Below are 17,291 nucleotides of genomic sequence, written 5' to 3' on the forward strand. Positions count from 1 at the left end.
CGACTCTGAGGTTACGCGTCGTTCGCAAGATTAACCCCCCGGTTCTGGCGAGCCGGGGGGCTTTAAACGCTTAGAATGCCACGGAACCCTGCACGAAGAAGGTGCGTGGTTCACCGACGTATTTGCCGAAGTTGTTGTCGTTGGAGCGGGTGAAGTAGCGCTGATCAAACAGGTTTTTCACCCCGGCACCCAGCGTCAGGTTCGACAGCTGCGGCCCGAAGTTATACTCCCCACGCATATTCCACACCATATACCCGGCGATGTTGCCAAACTGGCCGTCGGCGCTTTCCTGCGTGACGTAATCCGGCCCGGTACCCGGCGAGTGCTGCTTGGACTGGGCATAGCTGTCCAGATTCCACACCCAACTGCCGGTGGCGTAGCGGGTGCCGACGGTATACACCTGGCGCGAATAGAACGGCAAATCCTTACCGGCGAAGTCGCCCTTGTCGGTGCTGGCTTTGGTATAGGTGTAGCTGGTGTAGACGCTTACGCCATCCAGCGCGCGGTTCAGTTCGCTGAGATCGTAGCTGAGCGCCAGCTCGATACCCTTGTGCTTGGTGGCGCCCATGTTGGTCCAGCCGACATCGTTGCTGATGTACTGCAGCTGGTTATCGAAATCGATATAGAACAGCGTGGCTTCGGCTTTGACGATGGTGTCGTCATAACGGGTACCGAATTCATAGGTATGGGCTTTTTCCGCCGTCAGGCCCGGCGCGGGTTGGTTGCCGTTGCCGCCCTTGGTCAGCTGGAAGTACTGCATGCTGCCGAACGAGGTGTTGGCGTTGGCGAACAGCTTCCAGGCGTCTGACATGTGGTACATGACGTTCAGTGACGGCAGCGGTTCGCTGTAGCTCTTCTCGCGGCTGATGTTGTTGAACGAATCGTCCACATGGGTGCGGATGCTTTCATAGCGCAGGCCCGGCGTAACCGTCCAGTTGCCGACGTTAATGGTGTCGTCAATGTACAGTGCGTGGGCTGCGGTGCCGCCGGAGGTGTGCTGATAGTAATCCGGCGTTTCCGGCGTAGAACCGATATCTGCCGGGTTGTACCAGGCAGAACGGGACGCTTTTTCATCCATGGTTTCGTTCAGGTAGCGGTAGCCGAGGGTGATCTCGTGCGCCATGTCCCAGAAACGGAAGACCTGCGAGTAGCTGGGTTCGATCGCCCAGGTGGAGTAGTGGCGTGGGTAAGACACCATACGTTTCATCCCGGCGTTTTTACCGGTGCCTTCCGATTCGATGCTGCTGCCACGATAGCTGTCGGTGAAATACGTCAGCACTTCGAACTGCTTGTCGTCTTCCTGGTGCTTATATTTGAACGACATGTCCTTGCGGCGGCCTTCGAACTGGTCCCACGGACGGGTCGACTGGAACGGATTTTGCGCATACTGCGCGCTGCTCAGCCCGCCCGGCATACCGGATTTTGCATCGTAATAGTGGAAATTGGCCAGTAACTCATCACGATCGGTAAACGCATAGCGCGTTTTCAGCATGAAATCGTCGATGTCGGTATTGTCGTTGTTGTCGCGATAGCCCTGGCCGTGCAGGCCGGAATACAGCAGCTCTGCACCGAAACCGTTGTCGGCGGTGCCGCCGAGCGAGGTGCTGGTCAGGGTTTTCAGGCCGCCGTGGCTGGCCCCCTGGGTCTGGACGCTGGCCGCGCCACCGAAGGTTTTCGGGATGTCCTTGGTGACGAAGTTAATCACGCCGCCGACGTTTTGCGGCCCGTAACGCACCGCCCCACCGCCGCGCACCACGTCAACCGATTGCAGGCTGCCAATCGACAGCGGTGCCATCGACAGCTGTGGCTGACCGTAAGGCGCGACCGCCAAGGGGACGCCGTCCATCAAAATGGTGGAGCGAGGTGAAAGGCGCGAAGTCAGGCCACGTACGCCGACGTTGAGCGAAATATCGCTGCCGCCGGTACCGTTGCTGTCGCGCACCTGCACGCCAGGCACGCCGCGCAGGGTATCGGCAATGGTCTGATCGCCTTGTTCATGCATTTGTTGTTCGGTCACGATGGAACGTGCGCCGGGGTGGTTGAGCAACACCGAACTGGTATCCGGGTTATCCAGCCAGTTGCCGACGACGGTAATAGTGTCGGCTGGCGCATCATTTTGAGATTTATTATCAGCAGCAAGGACTGGCATTGCCATGGCAACGGAAGCCGCCAACAGCGAAAGACGAAAAAGAATTGACATAATAATGCCTTAAAAGTTTCGAACCCGGATGTGTTTTTTTAGAAATGACAATCTTAATGATAATTATTGGCAAGTAAATAGCTTTGTTGCGGAATAATTCAACCGGTAAGCAAGTGGCGGGGAAAGGTGTCGGAGCCCGGCCGGCGGGCCCCGAGCGGGGGTTATTTTGCGGTGACCCAAAACACGCCGCTGTAATCCAGCGCGGTGAATTTATGGTGCACCATTTCAATATCCGCTTGCGGATCAATATCTTTAAATAAGTCCGGATGCAGGAATTTGGCGATGGCCTCGACCGCAATAAAATTCAGCGGCGTGTCATAGAACTGGTGGTAAATCGCCATCACGCGTTTTTCCTTTACCGCCTTCAGCACGTTCAGGCCGGTGCGGTTCATCAGTACCGCCAGCTTTTTCTCTGTGGTGGCCGTATCGGTGGCATAGCCCAAGGGAACCGCCAATGTACCTTTATGACCGCGGCTCCAGTCGGCGCCGGTCATCAGATAGAAATCCGGGTTGCTGGCGATCATCTGTTCCACGTTCACCTCACCGCCCATTTCCGGGAACAGTTTGCTGCCGATGTTGTTGCCGCCGGCGGTATCGATAAACTGGCCAAAGCTGCCCTTGCCGAAGGTGTTGCAGCACTGCTCGCCTTTCATGCCGGCGCTGCGTTCGATAAACACGCTGGGGCGCTGTTCCGGCTTCAGCGTAGCCACCCGCTGGCGTACCAGATCCAGACGTTGCTGGTAGAGCTGGATAAAGGCGTCGGCATTTTGCTGCTCGTCAAACACCTTGCCCAACAGTTGCATGCTGGCGACGGTGTTGGTCAGCGGCTGCTGACGGAAGTCGATAATCAGTACCGGGATGCCGATTTTTTCCAACTGGGCCAGCACGCCGCTGTCCTTCAGCTTGCTCAGCAGGCCGATGTCGAAAATGATCAGATCCGGCTTACGGACAACGGCGCTTTCTACGCTGAAATCGCTGACGTAAGGGTTATCGAAGGTGGGGATCTGCATCACCTGCGGGAATTTTTTCGCGTAGGCCTCCACCAGATCCGGTGCCTTCACCTTCAGCGAGTTATCCCAGGCGATGATATTTTTCAACGGCTCCTGCGGATGCAGGATATTCAGTGCCAGCAGCGCGCGGGCATCGGCCAGGATCACCCGTTGGGCGGGCTGCTGCAGGGTGACTTCTCGACCCGCGACATCGGTGACGACGATCGGTGCGGCCTGTACGGCGCTGACCATCAGCAGGGCGCAGACGGCCAGCCAACGGCTGGCTTTGGCAATAAGAACGGCAGGCATGGAGATCCTTGGGCATGGGGTGTTGAATAAAGAGGCTAATGATAATCCATATCCTTTCGCTTTTTGAACACCCCCGTGCGGATATCTTAGGCTTTGCCCATTAGCGGATCGCTGACGCTGTGCTCGCCGTTCTCCAGCCGCCCGGCCAAGCGGCGTTGCCAACCGTCAGAAGCCTGCAGTGAAATATCGTACCAACCTCCGCTGGCCCTGGCGTCAAAGGCCTGCTGGTGGCGCTCTCCTGCCGGCAGCTCAATCGACCAGGGGCCGTTTTGCGTATAAGGGCAGCGGGCGATAGTCACGGTTATAGCCTGGCGGGTGGGGTTAGTGAGGGTTAATGACAAGTGGTCGCCTTGCGGCGTCAGGCGGACTTGCGGCTGCGGTTGCCCAGTGGCGCCGCGCAGTTCACGATGAAAGCCGTTCGGGCCCAGCAGCCACAGGTGATACTGGTTCACCACGGGCCAGTTATCGCTGATAGCTTTGCTGGCCTCGACGGTATAGCGCCGTGGGATCTGGTTCAAATCCAACCGGTTGTAAACGTGAAATACCACTCCCTGTGCCCCGGTGTTGTACAGGTTGAGCGTCAGTAATTGCTGGCCGGGGGAGAGAGTTTCTTCAACATGCAATTGGTAAGGCAGGGCGCGTGAAGGGCGTGCCAGCCGTGCCTGATGCGGCAACTGTTGCTTGTCTGCTGCTGGCAGAGGCACCTGCGGCAATTGCTCCTGCCGCTGGCGCAGGCTATCGGCGGAATGGCGGCTGGTGGCGGGCAGGTTGGGCAAGGTTTCCCCGTTGGGATCGACAAAGTTGAAGGCCGAAGTGAGATCGCCACATACCGCGCGTCGCCAGGCGCTGATATTGGGTTCGTGTACCTGGAAGCGCTTCTCGAGAAATTGCAGCACTGAAGTGTGGTCGAACACCTGTGAATTAACCCAGCCACCGCGGCTCCAGGGCGACAGCACCAGCATGGGCACACGCGGGCCGGGGCCATAGATGCGGCCGTCCGGCGGCGGTTGTTCCTGTGAACCTGGCGGGGCGACATGCTGAAAGATTTCACTGTCGAACGGCACCGTCGATTTACCGGCGAAGGTGCCATCTTCACGTAGTGACGGTGCGGAGGGCGACGGCATATGATCGAAGAAGCCGTCGTTCTCGTCGTAATTGACCAGCAGCACGGTTTTACTCCACACCTCGGGATTCTCCGTCAGCGCATTGAGGATCTCCTGGGTAAACCACCCACCCTGCACCGGGCTGGAAGGCCCGGGGTGTTCCGAGTAGGCCGCCGGAGCGATGATCCAGCTTACCTGCGGCAATTTGCCTTGCTGCACGTCGGCGCGGAAACCGGCCAACATGGCCTCTAAATCGTTGCCGTCCGCCGCCGGCAGCGTATTGCCATTGCCTTTGTATAACGGCGCTTCGGCGTTCAGCTCGTCGCGGTAGGGGACAAAGGCAGTAAAGTCCTTCGGCGGCTGCGCCGGATTGCCCACTTTCACGCTGGCCGCACGGTACTGACGGAACCCCGCCAAAGGGTTGTCGGTGAAGTTATCCGGTAAAAACTGGTAGACCTTCCAACTGACGCCGCTGGCTTCCAGCCGTTCGGGATAGGTTTGCCATTGGTAGCCTACGCTGGGTGGGCCTGGGCTGTCCCATTCGTTGACCACTACGGCGACCTCGGCTGCCGTCGGGCCGTTAGTGCCGGTCCAGTGGAACAAGCGATTGGTGTTAGTGCCGGCGTGGATCGAGCAATGATAGGCGTCGCACAGGGTGAAGGTTTCGGCCAGGGCAAACTGGAAGGGCAGCTCATGCCGACGGTAATAACCCATCGAGGTCGGCGTTTTGTAGGTTGGCCACGCACTCATGCGGCCGCTGTCCCAGGCAGCTTGCTCATCCACCCACGAGTGCGGCGTGCCGCTCACCCGCTGGGCATTGCCACGTTTGCTGTCCAGATGGTAAGGCAGCACCAGTCGATCTTCCCCTTGCTGTTGCCAGACGTGACGGTTGTCGGGCAAAGGAATGGTTATGCGATCGCTAAAGCCGCGTACGCCGGGCAGCGTGCCGAAGTAATGGTCGAAGGAACGGTTTTCCTGCATCAGGATCACCACGTGTTCGACATCGTTGATGGTGCCGGTGCGGTTATTGGCTGGGATCGCCAAGGCTTTGCGGATCGACGCGGGTAACAGTGAAAAAGCCGATCCGATGGCGGCAGCCCGCAGTATTTCTCTGCGCGAAAAGTCAGGCATGCGTCGTTAAACTCCCTGAGGTTTGCTTTGAAGATAGTTGCTAACGACGGTAATAGCGAAAAATAACAAGGAGATGAACAGGGGAAAAATAATGCCCCGCATGGGGGCATTGATGGGGAAGCTTATTGTCGGATCAGACGACCGAGGGTTGGCGCCGTTTCGAAGTCGCTGCGGAACGGGTTGATGTCCAGGCCGCCGCGGCGGGTATAGCGGGCAAAAACGCTGAGCTTTTCCGGTTGGCAGCTTTGCTTGATGTCGTTGAAAATGCGCTCAACGCACTGCTCGTGGAACTCGTTATGCTGGCGGAAGGAGATCAGGTAGCGCAGCAGGCGCTCGCGATCGATTTTCCGGCCCTGATAGTGGATCACCACGCTGCCCCAGTCCGGCTGGTTGGTGACCAGACAGTTGGATTTCAGCAGGTTGGACGACAGGGTTTCGGTCACGATGTCCCCATGTTGGTCTGCTGCACCGTGCAGATATTCCGGCTTAAAGTCGAAATCATCGACGGCAATATCCAGATCGTCGATATTGATGCCCGGCAGGCTATCGATCTGCGGCGAATATCCGTCCAGACCCGGATAGAGCTTAACCCCAACCTGGCCGTTTGCCGCTTGCGACAGGTCTTTTTGCATCGCGGCACTCACCTGTTCCACGCTGTCGAAGCGCGTCTGGTTAAAGCTGTTGAGATAAAGTTTGAATGATTTGGACTCGATCAGGTTGGTGGAAGAATGGGGCAGGGTGAATTCACCAATGCCCACCACCGGCTTGCCTTTGGCGTTGAGCCAGGAAAGCTCGAAGGCGGTCCACAGATCAAAGCCGCTGAACGGCAGGTTTTGTTCATCTACACCGATCAGATCCCGACCGCGTGAGCGTGGCAGGGCCTCGAGCAATTCGGGAGCGTACTGGTCCGGATAATCGGAGTTTGCGCCAAGATGGGTGATTTTATCTTGTTTTTTGATATGCATATTCATTGCTCCTTGCATGATCGGTATTGATATAGCGGTTAAACAGGCTGCGAGCGGCGTAAATCGGCCCGACACCCACCAGGGCGTAGACCACCTTGATCAAGAATTGTGACAGGATCATGGTCTTGATGATATCCCAGCTCAGAACGTTGTAGAACGCCAGCGTGCAAAACACCACGCTGTCGATGGCCGAGGCGACCACGGTGCTGGTGATCACGCGCACAAACAGGTAGCGGGAGTTGGTCAGCTCTTTGATTTTGCACAGCAGGTAAGAGTTGACGTTCTCGGAGATTAAATAGGCCGCAGATGACGCCACCAGGACCGCCATGATGCTGTGGACGATGCCGTCATAGGTCTTGCTGAACTCCCACTGCGGAATACTGGGTACCAAGGTGGTGACCCAGACGCCCAGCACGAAAATCAGGTTTGCCATAAACGAGATGATGATGGTGCGCCTGGCCAGTCGCAGCCCGTAAAACTCGTTCAGAATATCCACCAGGATAAAGGTGAGGGGGTAAATAAAAATCGCCGGGGGAGTGATGAGGTTCAATGCGGGAATTTGAATCGGTTTGACGCCACACAGGGTTGAGAAGATATAAATCACGCTGAGTGCGACGGTAATGATCAGATAGGCGTACCACGATCGTTCATGGCGATCGCTGAGCTCATAGGCGGTTTGCTGCTGATTGTTACCGTAGATTTTGCGGTACAGCGCCTGCAGCTCATGCCGGCTCAGATCTTCCGATATTTCGCTGTCGGCCAGCTCATTGAGCCCCATGGTGATGGTTTTGCCGGTGGCCAATATCATGACATTGGCGGCGAGGGTGCCATGCCGGGTAAAGCCCAATAGCTTGAACTTTTGATTCGGTTCCATTTATAGCCGTTCTCCAAAGATATAACCCAGGAATTGCACGGTATCCTGATGATTTTTTTCCATGCAGTAATCTTCTTTGTCGTTAACCACAAAGAAGCCATTTTTTCCCGAGTGATACAATAAAGGCGAATCGCAAACCAGCACCGGCGGGCGTTTTATAATAATCACCTCGCCTGGAATAAATGAACCTTTTATTTCGGTCTCTATTTTCATTGCTACCATATTTGACTCATCGCCGAAGAAATAAGTCAAAGGGAACTCCGTTACCAACTGACCGACTTTCCAACCGGCAACTGCTAAAAAACGCGACTGAGGAATAACGGGCACGGCGGACGGGTTTTTATTGCCTTCGGTAGAGAGCGTTTCATTGAGCAGTTCCAGCTTGGCCAGATCATAATCTTCGATCTCTTCACAGGAAACGCCAAAGAAATCTGAAATCCGATTGATGGTGGCCTGCTGCACGTTGTTAACCCGGCCGTCGAGAATTTTATAGATGGTGGTACGCGTCAGGCCAGTGCGGTTAGAGAAGGATGCTTTAGTTTCGCCCCGGGTGCGCATCAGATATTCAATATTCTTAATGATGTTGATTTTGCGCTGCGCGTTAGTGGTCTTCATAAGCATTCCTTACAATATTCTGGCCGGCATTACTATATCGCACGCGCCGACATTGTCCAGAACTGACGCTGAGGCTGGGGTGGTAACCGGCTGATTAATCATTGGAAATGGGCTTTGATCTCTCACGTATCATGCCAACTGATGCTTTTATCATGATGAGTAAAATGTAAAACAAAGGTAATTAAATATAAATCAATTGGTTAGGTTTAAGACTGGAGAAAGTGGACACAAAAGTGGGTTTTGTGTCTACTTTTGTGTTGACCACGGTGGTTTCCGTGAGCTACTGTTCATCCACACTGAAGTGTTTCTTGACGGTCAAAACGGTTAATAAACGATTGTCTGACAACTTCTATAATAAAAAGCTCGGGGAGGGAGGCGTTTCCATTCTCTGGGTATTAAAGGATGTTTTAGCTACCGACACCAGGGATCCCCACTACGTCTTCTGTTTTACCTTCGCAGTAAAAAACCCGCTTTCATATTGATGCCAGTCGGCTTTTTAGCCGACCGATATCAATTTGTTGCGCCTAAAAAAGGTGGCGACAACTTAATCAAACACCCTTTCTGTTCCGATTATCCCCACTCCCCAGCGCGGGAGAGTAGGGATATCAATCAGCTTTGCGCAGGCGCAGGTTTCTGAGAACGGCTCATGGCCAACTTAAATACCCAATAGATCAGGCTGGCAGCCAGCAGAGAGTTGATGGTCGGCACGCCCCACTCAGTCACCAAGCCGACAATGCTGCCGACGATGCTGGCGATGATCGCCGCCCAGCCGATAGTCGGCGTCTGGTCCGGCAATTTCCCTTCGCGACGGCTCTCGTCGAGAATTTTACGGTGAGTACGCAGCAGATAATAATCCACCAGCATGACGCCGATAATCGGCGGGAACACCACGCCAAGCACCGTCAGGAAGTCGACGAAGCGGTCGAGGATCCCCAGTACTGACAATGTGGTGCCCAGCACGCCGATCACCAGGGTGGTGGCGGTGTACTTCAGTCTTTTGCCCGTCATGCCTTCGACGGCGTTAACGATGCCTAGCGAAGAGGAATACAGGTTGAGGTCGTTAACCCTGAGGGTAGAAAACACCACGACCAGCAGGCCTGCACCACCGGCGACCTGTGACATGATGGTGACCACATCCGCCGTGCCCAGCGTTTTGGCGATCAGTATCGCCAGCCCGTTAACCACGAATTCCCCGGCAATGATGGTGAAAATGGTGACGCCAAAGACATGCTTGCCGTTCCTGGAGTAGCGCGTCAGATCCGGCGTCATCAGGCTGGCGACAATCGCACCGCCGACCACGATAGTGATACCGGCGCTGATCGACAGCGGTTCGCCTGGTGGTACCAGTTGAATAATTTCAGGCAGATTGTGGCCGGTGAGGGTGATGATGGAGATATAGGCCACCAGCATAATAAACATCGGTACCGCAATCCTGGCGGCGATACGCAAGGCTTTAAAGCCGAACGCCACCAGAATGGTCAGCAGGGTGCCGGACAGACCGGCCGCCAGGCCAAAGCCCAGCTTGTTCCCCAACGCGAAATCCAGCGACTTGGCGAAGATGGCGTTTTGAATGCCAAACCAGCCCAGCAGGCTGACGGCCACTACCACCCCGATCAACACCGATCCGAGTCGCCCAAAGCCGCACCAACGGGCCAACAGGCTGCCGGAGATCCCTTCGCGCATGCCCGCCAGGCCCAGGCCATAGGTCACCACGCCAAAGATCAGGCTGCCGATGAAAATGGCGGTAAATGCATCGAGCAGCGTCATGGAGTGGCCGAGTACGGCACCGAGCATAAACTGATCGAGCGCGGTCAGCATGCCCATATGCACTATGGCTACGCTTAAAAACGAGACTCTTTTATCCTGAGGTACCCGGGTTAACGGATAGTCTTCGATTTTGATCACGGTGAGGTATTCCTTGCTATTTAAATAAACTGGATGCCTTTAGCTATCAGGCGATCGGGAATGTAGCTGTCCAGCTGAGCATATTTGCAAAATTCCTCAAACTGCTGCTGTGTGTGGACATCAGATTTTTGATAAATGTTATATATTCTATTTTCTATGGTCTTATTGCTGATGTTATATATTTTGGCGATTTCTTTCACCGATAGCCGTTGCAGCATTAAAAATATAACGTCCAGCTCAGCCCGGGTAAAAATGGTGCTGTTGGTTTCAGTGGTCAGTACGCTGGGTTTTTGATGGTTGATATAGTTAAGCGGGGATAAGGTGTTAAGCGGTTTGGCGTTCCACATTACCCCGAAGACTTCTTTCTTGTCGTTGTAGATAGGCAGTTTTTCGCTGATAAACGGTGTCAGGCTGTCTTTCCCGTACCAATAATGTGTTTCTATCACGGCAACCCGATCCCGCGAGATCTCGGTCATTTTGTCATGTTCAACAAAATCGGCTGCAGATTCGGCCCAGTCGGCGGGGAACTCGTCGTCTCGTTTACCGGCTATATCAAAATTTAATGGCGTATTGGTATAGAGGTAGGCGGCCCGGTTCATGTAAAGATGACGGGATGCCAGGTCCTTGATGCCCCATGGCTCACTTAAGTGCTCCATCATGGCAATCAGGCCTTTCAAATAGAATTCATTACTTTTATCGGGCGAATCCATTCTGACCTCACCGACTGGAATTGGGTTAAATCTTTTTCGCCAGGTAGTGACGCGTATGCTGTTTGGCATAGTCGCCTAAGTTGCCGTAAACCTGATAGCCCAATTTTTCATAAAAGCCGCGGGCCTGAAAATCGAAAGTATCGACATAGGCCATGTGGCAACCGCGTTTCTTGGCCTCTTCTTCGGCCTGTACCATCAGTTGACGGCCATAACCGCTTTTACGGTATTGGTCGCTGACCCAAAGATACTGCACTTCAAGCCCGCCCCACCAGGTTCTGGCAACCAGTCCGGCAACGATTTTACCCTCGTCATCGGTGACGGTCAGGAATAAGGGGTGGATATCGACGGGTTCAATTTTGGCGTTGTGGGCCCAAAGACTGTCAATCACAAATTCTTCGTCTTTCGGGTTCGGTTGGTCGGTAATATTGATATTCATCGTTATAATATAATTCCCTGTGATAATTATTAGGCGGTGCAATCAAACGGAGGTTTCTCCAACCGGTTTAACTATCACTTTTCATAATGTATTACAAGGGTGGTTTTCACCCGTTCCCGTCACGTACCCAAGGGGCTATATTAGCTGCGACAGGGCCAGAAAATAACGTAATACGCGGTAATAAATAGCCTTTGGTCCTGCTCAGTCTATCTATTCCTATTGTGCCTCACCAGGGCCCCATCCAGGAAATACATTAGCTATTCAGGCTCCACCGGTAGAGCAAGTTAACTTGCCAAAGGGGAGCCGCCGCGTACAGCCTTTTCCCAGAACCCGCTTTTAAACCCTTATTTACCCGCCGCTTCGCCTTTGGCTATGCCTTCCAAAGCCGGCGGTATGGCCGCACCGAACATTGCCCCATGGTCTAAACCGGGCCATTCCCGATAGTCAACCTTAAGTCCGTCAAGTGTCGCCAGCCGTGTGGCCAGGCCATGAGCCGCATCTGCGGGTAACTGACTCTGCCTGATAATCGGCGGGGCTTCACGCATTTTCTCCGCACCGCCGATCCACAACTGCAAATGGGCGGACAAAGACGGATGCCTATCCATAACACGTTGCGCTTCTTGCAGGATAAAGCCTTTCCCCCACCACAGCGAAGGTTCCACCGCGATGTAATTCTGGAAAGTAGCAGGTTGGGTTAACAGAGTATGCAGAACGAAAAGGCCACCATAAGAGTGCCCCCACAGCGTTTGCTGCTGCGGGTTAACGGTGACCTGAGCGGCAACGGCAGGCTTAATCTGGGTTTCGATCAGTTTAAGGAAAGCGTCTGCACCGCCATGGGGCTGCTTTCCTGAACCTTGTTGCGAAGCCGGTGTGTAGTCGTAACTGCGGCCTCTGGAGTCGATACGCAGATCGTTGTCATAGCTGAGTAGCACCAGAACCGGCGGCTGTTTTTGTACGGCAAGCTGAGCCAGCAACTGGGCGTTCAACTCCATCAATACTGCGTTGCCGTCCAGGAAGTAGATAACCGGATAGCCGCCCAAGGGCGGAGCAATGCGCGGTTTTATTATGCGGACACGATAACGGCGCTGACCGTCCGCCGAAGTGAAGCGCAGATCGCTGAATTGATAATCAGGCAATTTTGAATCGACCAGGGTTGTGCCGATTTTACGTTCCAGATCGGGCCTGGCCTGCGCCAGCATGGGGGAGCCAACGCCGATAATCAGCGCGATAACGAGGGTGAGACAGCGACGATAAGACGATGGCATGCTGGATTCTGTTTATCAGGAAAAGGGGATATTAGCATTTATGTTGGGAAGCAAAAAACCTGTCTTTCGACCCTATCTTTGCATAGGAAGCCGACCTTGGACGGCCGGCGTTAGCGGTGGTTGTACCATCATCCTGTAAAAGAGGTGTTGGCCGGGGAGGAAATTCCTTTAAGGAGCTAAACCCCGGCCAACTCTGACATCAGTCAGAAGTGCATTTTAGAAAAGATATTTCACGCCAAGCGCAGCCTGGGTGTCGCTGTAGCCTGTATCCCCCATTTGTTGCCCAATGTTTGCCCACAGATTCAGATTGTTACCGAGTTGCCCTTCCACACCTGTTTTTATTTCGCCGATGTGGCGAGTGCCGGCCATAGAGACCCTGGTGTCATCCAGGGTTACGCCGAAGTTTTTACTGTTATGGAGCCAGTTGGCTTCGACAAAGGGTTGGAACATCCGATCTTTACCTTCGTCGATAGCGCTGTGCCCTTTAAGGTACGCCTTGACGCCAAGACGGGTACGGATGTTGTTTTGCCCGTCGCCCTGCACGCGAGTGCCATTGGATTCGGTATGTTCCTTCGCTTTCACGCCCATCCAGGTAACCTGAGCCTGAGGTTGTAACCAGAAGGTTCTGATCATGCCCTGGCGGCTCTTGCTTTCACCGAGAAGGAAGCTGTAACCGCTGGCTAATGATGCGGTAAATCCACGGGATTTATATTTCTCGGCGTTGAGGTTATCGCCATTCACTTCGTTGTTAAACCATTGGTATTGCAGCCAGCCATCCATGTAAAGACCAGACTTATTTGCCGCATTCGCATACCAGGTGCTGTAAATGCCGGTGGAGTAGCCATCAATGTTCCCACGTGAGCCGTAGCCGGTAACTGATGAGTGTGTATGGCTTTTCTGGTTGGCATAGCCTGACATTACACCGAGGTGGTAACGGTTAAGTCCATCAGTGCTCCACTGAGCGAGATCGGCACCCAACTGCACCACATAACGGTTGGCCTGAGTCTTGTTCTGACCATCAGCCATCTGGCTGCGTTGATGCCCACCCTGATTACGCAACCACATGCTGGTCACTTTTTTCTCACCGGTAAGCACGTCGGTGTACTGAGTTTCACCCAAACGGTCGTGCAGCGAGAGAGTAAATAGCGTATTGGCGGCCAGCATATTCGTGGCATAGCTGCCTGCTTCTGGGCGGAAGATATGCTCAGTGGGACGTTCTGGTTCCAGAGGGTATACCGGCGAAATCGGTTTTGCGGGGTCCCCCGGTATTACAGGCTCTGCTGGCGTTACAGGTTTTTCCTGCGTCCCAGGGTCTACAGGGGGGATAACAGGTTTTTCTTCCGATATGCCGGGGGAGACAGGGTTTGTCTGCGTGCTGGACAGATACCAGTTTTTGTTTTTCTTCACCAACTCGTAATCATAGGCACCGGCAGCAATACGTCCTGTTTTGGTGAAAACGCCTTCAGACTTTCCGCCGACGGAAATCAGCTCAATGCCTTCGACAGTTTGTGCGCCGCCGCCGCCGGCCTTATTTACCTGAACGTTTGAATTACCCGCCGAGTCACCGGTGATCACCAGCCGGTCCGTTTGCGACTTATCGTCACCCAGCAGGGTATTGAAGATCAGAGTGCCATTGTTACCGGTGTAGTTTTGGGTGGTGAGTGTTTTAAACTGCCCGCCGGTCGGGGGTGAGAAGGCAAGGGTGCCGGCGTTGCTGACAGATTGTGATACGGTTGAATTACCGGTTACCGTCCATACGCCGCCTTGGTCGAGGGTCATATTAGTGGCATTTTTGGCTGCCCCGGTAAGCGTGGCATCTTCCAGCCTGACCGATACCACGTTTTCTGGGGCGGCCATGATATCACCATAGAGGCTGGATTTTTGTGCAGTGAGATTGACAACGCCATGTTCACCGGGATCTGCGTCAAAGGAGGTAATCAGCAGGCCGCTGCCGGAGCGTGGGGCAATGACATTTTTAAACGTCACATCCAACGCGGCTCCGTAGGAAATCAGAATACTCCCCAGGGAAGACTTCAGCGTGCTGTCAGTTATGCTGACAGTACTGACATCATTATCTTTGGATAGTGTGTCTCTATTGGCAAAAATAACAGCGGCATTTTTCCCTTCTGTCTGGATTTGAGTATTAGTGGTGGTCATCCGGCCGCCGTTATATATGATCAGGCCGTGAGCGAGTTCACCGGTTGTTGTTATACTTCCGCCAACCAGAGTTATTTCTCCTTTGTTGCCGGCACCGGCACCTACAGAATTGAGCCCCTGTGTTTCTATGGCCACATTAATTGCAGATGCAGATGAGCCTTCATCTGCAGCTCCTATCCCGAGGCTTTTGTCACCGAAAGTTTTTATCGTACCGCCGTTGATGGCGACTTTGCCGCTTTTATAGGCCACCGCGCCATATGAGGCATTTCCGGTTGTTTCGGTGTTTACGTTAAACGTCTCAATAGCAGCACTATTATCCTTGGCCAGGATCCCCACGCTTTCTTCACCGGCGGTTTTTATGCTGCTATCACGAACAGTGACTTTGGCATTATTCAGAGCCACTGCCCCTACAGAGTTGTCCCCGGTGATTTCGATGGCTAATTTAGCAACCTCAGCGGATGATCCCGTATCAGTAACGGCAATACCGTGGCTGTTTATATCTGTGGTTTTTATCGTACTGCCGTTGATGATGAGCTTTCCGCTTTGATATGCGGCTACACCATAAGAATCCTTACCTGTTGTTTCTATACTGGCATCGGAGATTTCAATGGATGAATCAGCATCTTTGACATAGACCCCATAACTTTTGTCTCCTGTGGTTTTTATACTCCCGGCGCTGACGATGGTTTTCCCGCCCTGGTAAGCTGCCGCACCATAGGCTTCTTTACCACTTGTTTCTACGGCGACATCAGATGCCTTAACGGAACTGTCGACGCCAACTGCCTGGAGCCCATCGCTCATCTCACCCGCAGTTTTTATACTGCCGCCGCTCAGGGCTACTGTCGCAGCATCCTGAGCCATAGCCCCTTTTGTGCCATTTCCTCTGATATCCAGCGTGGTGCCCGTGGTGTTGATAGTCGAACCGTTACCAGACGCCATAAGCCCAGACCCCATATTTCCAAGGGTGGTAATACTTCCATCCGTCAGTGATATATGCGACTGGTCAAGGGCAATCACCCCAGTTTTATAATCTGAATTAGCGGTAAGTACAGTTATATTTTTCCCTGTGATAGAACTATCCTTTCCAGAGGAAATAATGATATCGAATGTTTTGTTCTCTACATCGATTTGCTTACCATTATTGACAATAAGCATTTCTGCCAAAGCATTCGGCAGGCCAGGTAAAAAACACGAAGTGCCTAGTATTAATGCGCCATTAATGGCGTAAGATATTCTTTTAACTTTAAAACTTAACATGGTATTAACGTCCCTTATGTTAACATATATATGATTGATATTTTATTTGATTGAGGGAGAGTTGGCCGAAGAATAGGGTGGTAATGCATTTGTTTTTTGAGGCTGATTGTTATCTCTCTCAGTATCTAACATGGCTAAAATAGCTCAGCTTGAAACTGGGGTAAAGCTTTCAGTTCTGATTTTTATTGATTATTGAAAGTGGGTTAGACTATTTGATGTTATTTGTTTTTGTTATGAATTAATATGTAATGTACTTACTGCTTATGTTTTTTTATTTTCTATGTATTTTTATTTAAAGTCAAAGGGTTGTGGTTTTTGTTTTGGGTTTATGAGAGCCTGGGTTACCGGGGGCTTAACGTTGAAAACTAAAATATTCTGGTATAATTTTGATTGAATTAATAATTAATTGATTTATAAGAAAGTAGAATTACTTATATCATGCTTTAAATAAATAATATGAATGTTTACTACTGTAATTATAATTTTATAGCGCGTGATATATGAGAGGTAATGTAATCATTTAAATAAGCTATTTAAGAATGGTGATTGTTCCTTCCTGTGGGGGAATAGCGTTGGCCCGCAGGGTGAGGCCTTTGGCCGAATAATCGAACGTGTTCGATGAAGAGTCCTACCCCAGAAAGCAAAAAACCCGCCATAGGCGGGTTTTTCTAAATAGTGGTGCCCGGACTCGGACAACCGGTGCTTGCACCGGATTGAACAACGCTTTAGCGTTGGCCCGTAGGGTGAGGCCTTTGGCCGAATAATCGAACGTGTTCGATGAGGAGTCCTGTCTCAGAAAGCAAAAAACCCGCCATAGGCGGGTTCTTCTAAAGATGGTGCCCGGACTCGGACAACCGGTGCTTGCACCGGATTGAACAACGCTTTAGCGTTGGCCCGCAGGGTGAGGCCTCTGGCCGAATAATCGAACGTGTTCGATGAAGAGTCCTACCCCAGAAAGCAAAAAACCCGCCATAGGCGGGTTCTTCTAAATATGGTGCCCGGACTCGGAATCGAACCAAGGACACGGGGATTTTCAATCCCCTGCTCTACCGACTGAGCTATCCGGGCAACGGGGCGCATTTAACCCTATTGGCCGGATATCGTCAATCGGTTTCTATCACAAAGCCGATCGGTTGCTCTATTTTCATGCAGTGGCGGGTAAGGTTCGTGGGGCATGGAGGAGGGGGGGAAGTGATAAATATGCAAAGAATCCGTGTATTTATACCGTTTTGGTTTTTCTGTTGGTTATTATTATGTGTTTTATAACAATTGGTTATGCTTAAATTATTATGTAATTAATCGACATAATAGTTACTTGAACCTCATAAAAAAACATGCAATCATTGCGCAAATTTTAGCACTCTACGTCCCCTAA

General features: G+C 52.6%; 11 protein-coding genes and 1 tRNA gene. All 12 read right to left on the minus strand.

From position 1 onward, the window contains the following. Window positions 1-70: 70 nt before the first annotated feature. The 12 genes from ACMGG1_RS02790 to ACMGG1_RS02845 all read right to left on the minus strand — a co-directional run bounded on the left by ACMGG1_RS02790 (window position 71) and on the right by ACMGG1_RS02845 (window position 16,984). Window positions 71-2,200 carry a TonB-dependent receptor family protein gene (locus ACMGG1_RS02790; protein ID WP_128865436.1) on the minus strand — a complete coding sequence of 710 codons (2,130 nt, stop codon included), beginning with the start codon at window positions 2,198-2,200 and terminating at the stop codon, window positions 71-73. Window positions 2,201-2,361: 161 nt separating this feature from the next. Beyond that, on the minus strand, window positions 2,362-3,441 hold the full coding sequence (locus ACMGG1_RS02795; protein WP_369982364.1) for an ABC transporter substrate-binding protein: 1,080 nt from the start codon (window positions 3,439-3,441) through the stop codon (window positions 2,362-2,364). Window positions 3,442-3,584: 143 nt separating this feature from the next. Beyond that, window positions 3,585-5,732 carry a phosphocholine-specific phospholipase C gene (locus ACMGG1_RS02800; RefSeq protein ID WP_414161140.1) on the minus strand — a complete coding sequence of 716 codons (2,148 nt, stop codon included), beginning with the start codon at window positions 5,730-5,732 and terminating at the stop codon, window positions 3,585-3,587. A 122-nt stretch (window positions 5,733-5,854) separates the two neighbouring features. Continuing rightward, complete coding sequence (queF, locus tag ACMGG1_RS02805; protein ID WP_020828623.1) at window positions 5,855-6,697, minus strand: NADPH-dependent 7-cyano-7-deazaguanine reductase QueF; 843 nt, start codon at window positions 6,695-6,697, stop codon at window positions 5,855-5,857. Continuing rightward, window positions 6,675-7,571: a queuosine precursor transporter gene (locus ACMGG1_RS02810; protein ID WP_020828622.1), complete on the minus strand. Its 897-nt coding sequence runs from the start codon at window positions 7,569-7,571 to the stop codon at window positions 6,675-6,677. The genes queF and ACMGG1_RS02810 overlap by 23 nt, the downstream gene beginning before the upstream one ends. Continuing rightward, window positions 7,572-8,186, minus strand: coding sequence for a helix-turn-helix domain-containing protein (locus ACMGG1_RS02815; RefSeq protein WP_048759767.1), 615 nt, complete (start codon window positions 8,184-8,186; stop codon window positions 7,572-7,574). A gap of 609 nt (window positions 8,187-8,795) precedes the next feature. Continuing rightward, window positions 8,796-10,091, minus strand: a complete 1,296-nt coding sequence (locus ACMGG1_RS02820) for a cytosine permease (RefSeq protein WP_046372634.1) — start codon at window positions 10,089-10,091, stop codon at window positions 8,796-8,798. A 20-nt stretch (window positions 10,092-10,111) separates the two neighbouring features. Beyond that, the gene (locus ACMGG1_RS02825) at window positions 10,112-10,801 is read right to left on the minus strand and encodes a helix-turn-helix transcriptional regulator (protein ID WP_020828619.1); all 690 of its coding nucleotides are present in this window, start codon (window positions 10,799-10,801) and stop codon (window positions 10,112-10,114) included. A 25-nt stretch (window positions 10,802-10,826) separates the two neighbouring features. Then, on the minus strand, window positions 10,827-11,237 hold the full coding sequence (locus ACMGG1_RS02830) for a GNAT family N-acetyltransferase (RefSeq protein ID WP_020828618.1): 411 nt from the start codon (window positions 11,235-11,237) through the stop codon (window positions 10,827-10,829). A gap of 344 nt (window positions 11,238-11,581) precedes the next feature. Further along, window positions 11,582-12,502: an alpha/beta hydrolase gene (locus tag ACMGG1_RS02835; RefSeq protein WP_198640094.1), complete on the minus strand. Its 921-nt coding sequence runs from the start codon at window positions 12,500-12,502 to the stop codon at window positions 11,582-11,584. 216 nt (window positions 12,503-12,718) lie between these two features. After that, the gene (locus ACMGG1_RS02840) at window positions 12,719-15,916 is read right to left on the minus strand and encodes an autotransporter outer membrane beta-barrel domain-containing protein (RefSeq protein ID WP_198640093.1); all 3,198 of its coding nucleotides are present in this window, start codon (window positions 15,914-15,916) and stop codon (window positions 12,719-12,721) included. 992 nt (window positions 15,917-16,908) lie between these two features. Then, window positions 16,909-16,984: transfer RNA gene (locus ACMGG1_RS02845), tRNA-Phe, on the minus strand. Window positions 16,985-17,291: the final 307 nt, after the last annotated feature.

The organism is Serratia sp. BNK-12, assembly GCF_047456085.1.
GTDB classification, from domain to species: Bacteria; Pseudomonadota; Gammaproteobacteria; order Enterobacterales; family Enterobacteriaceae; genus Serratia; species Serratia liquefaciens.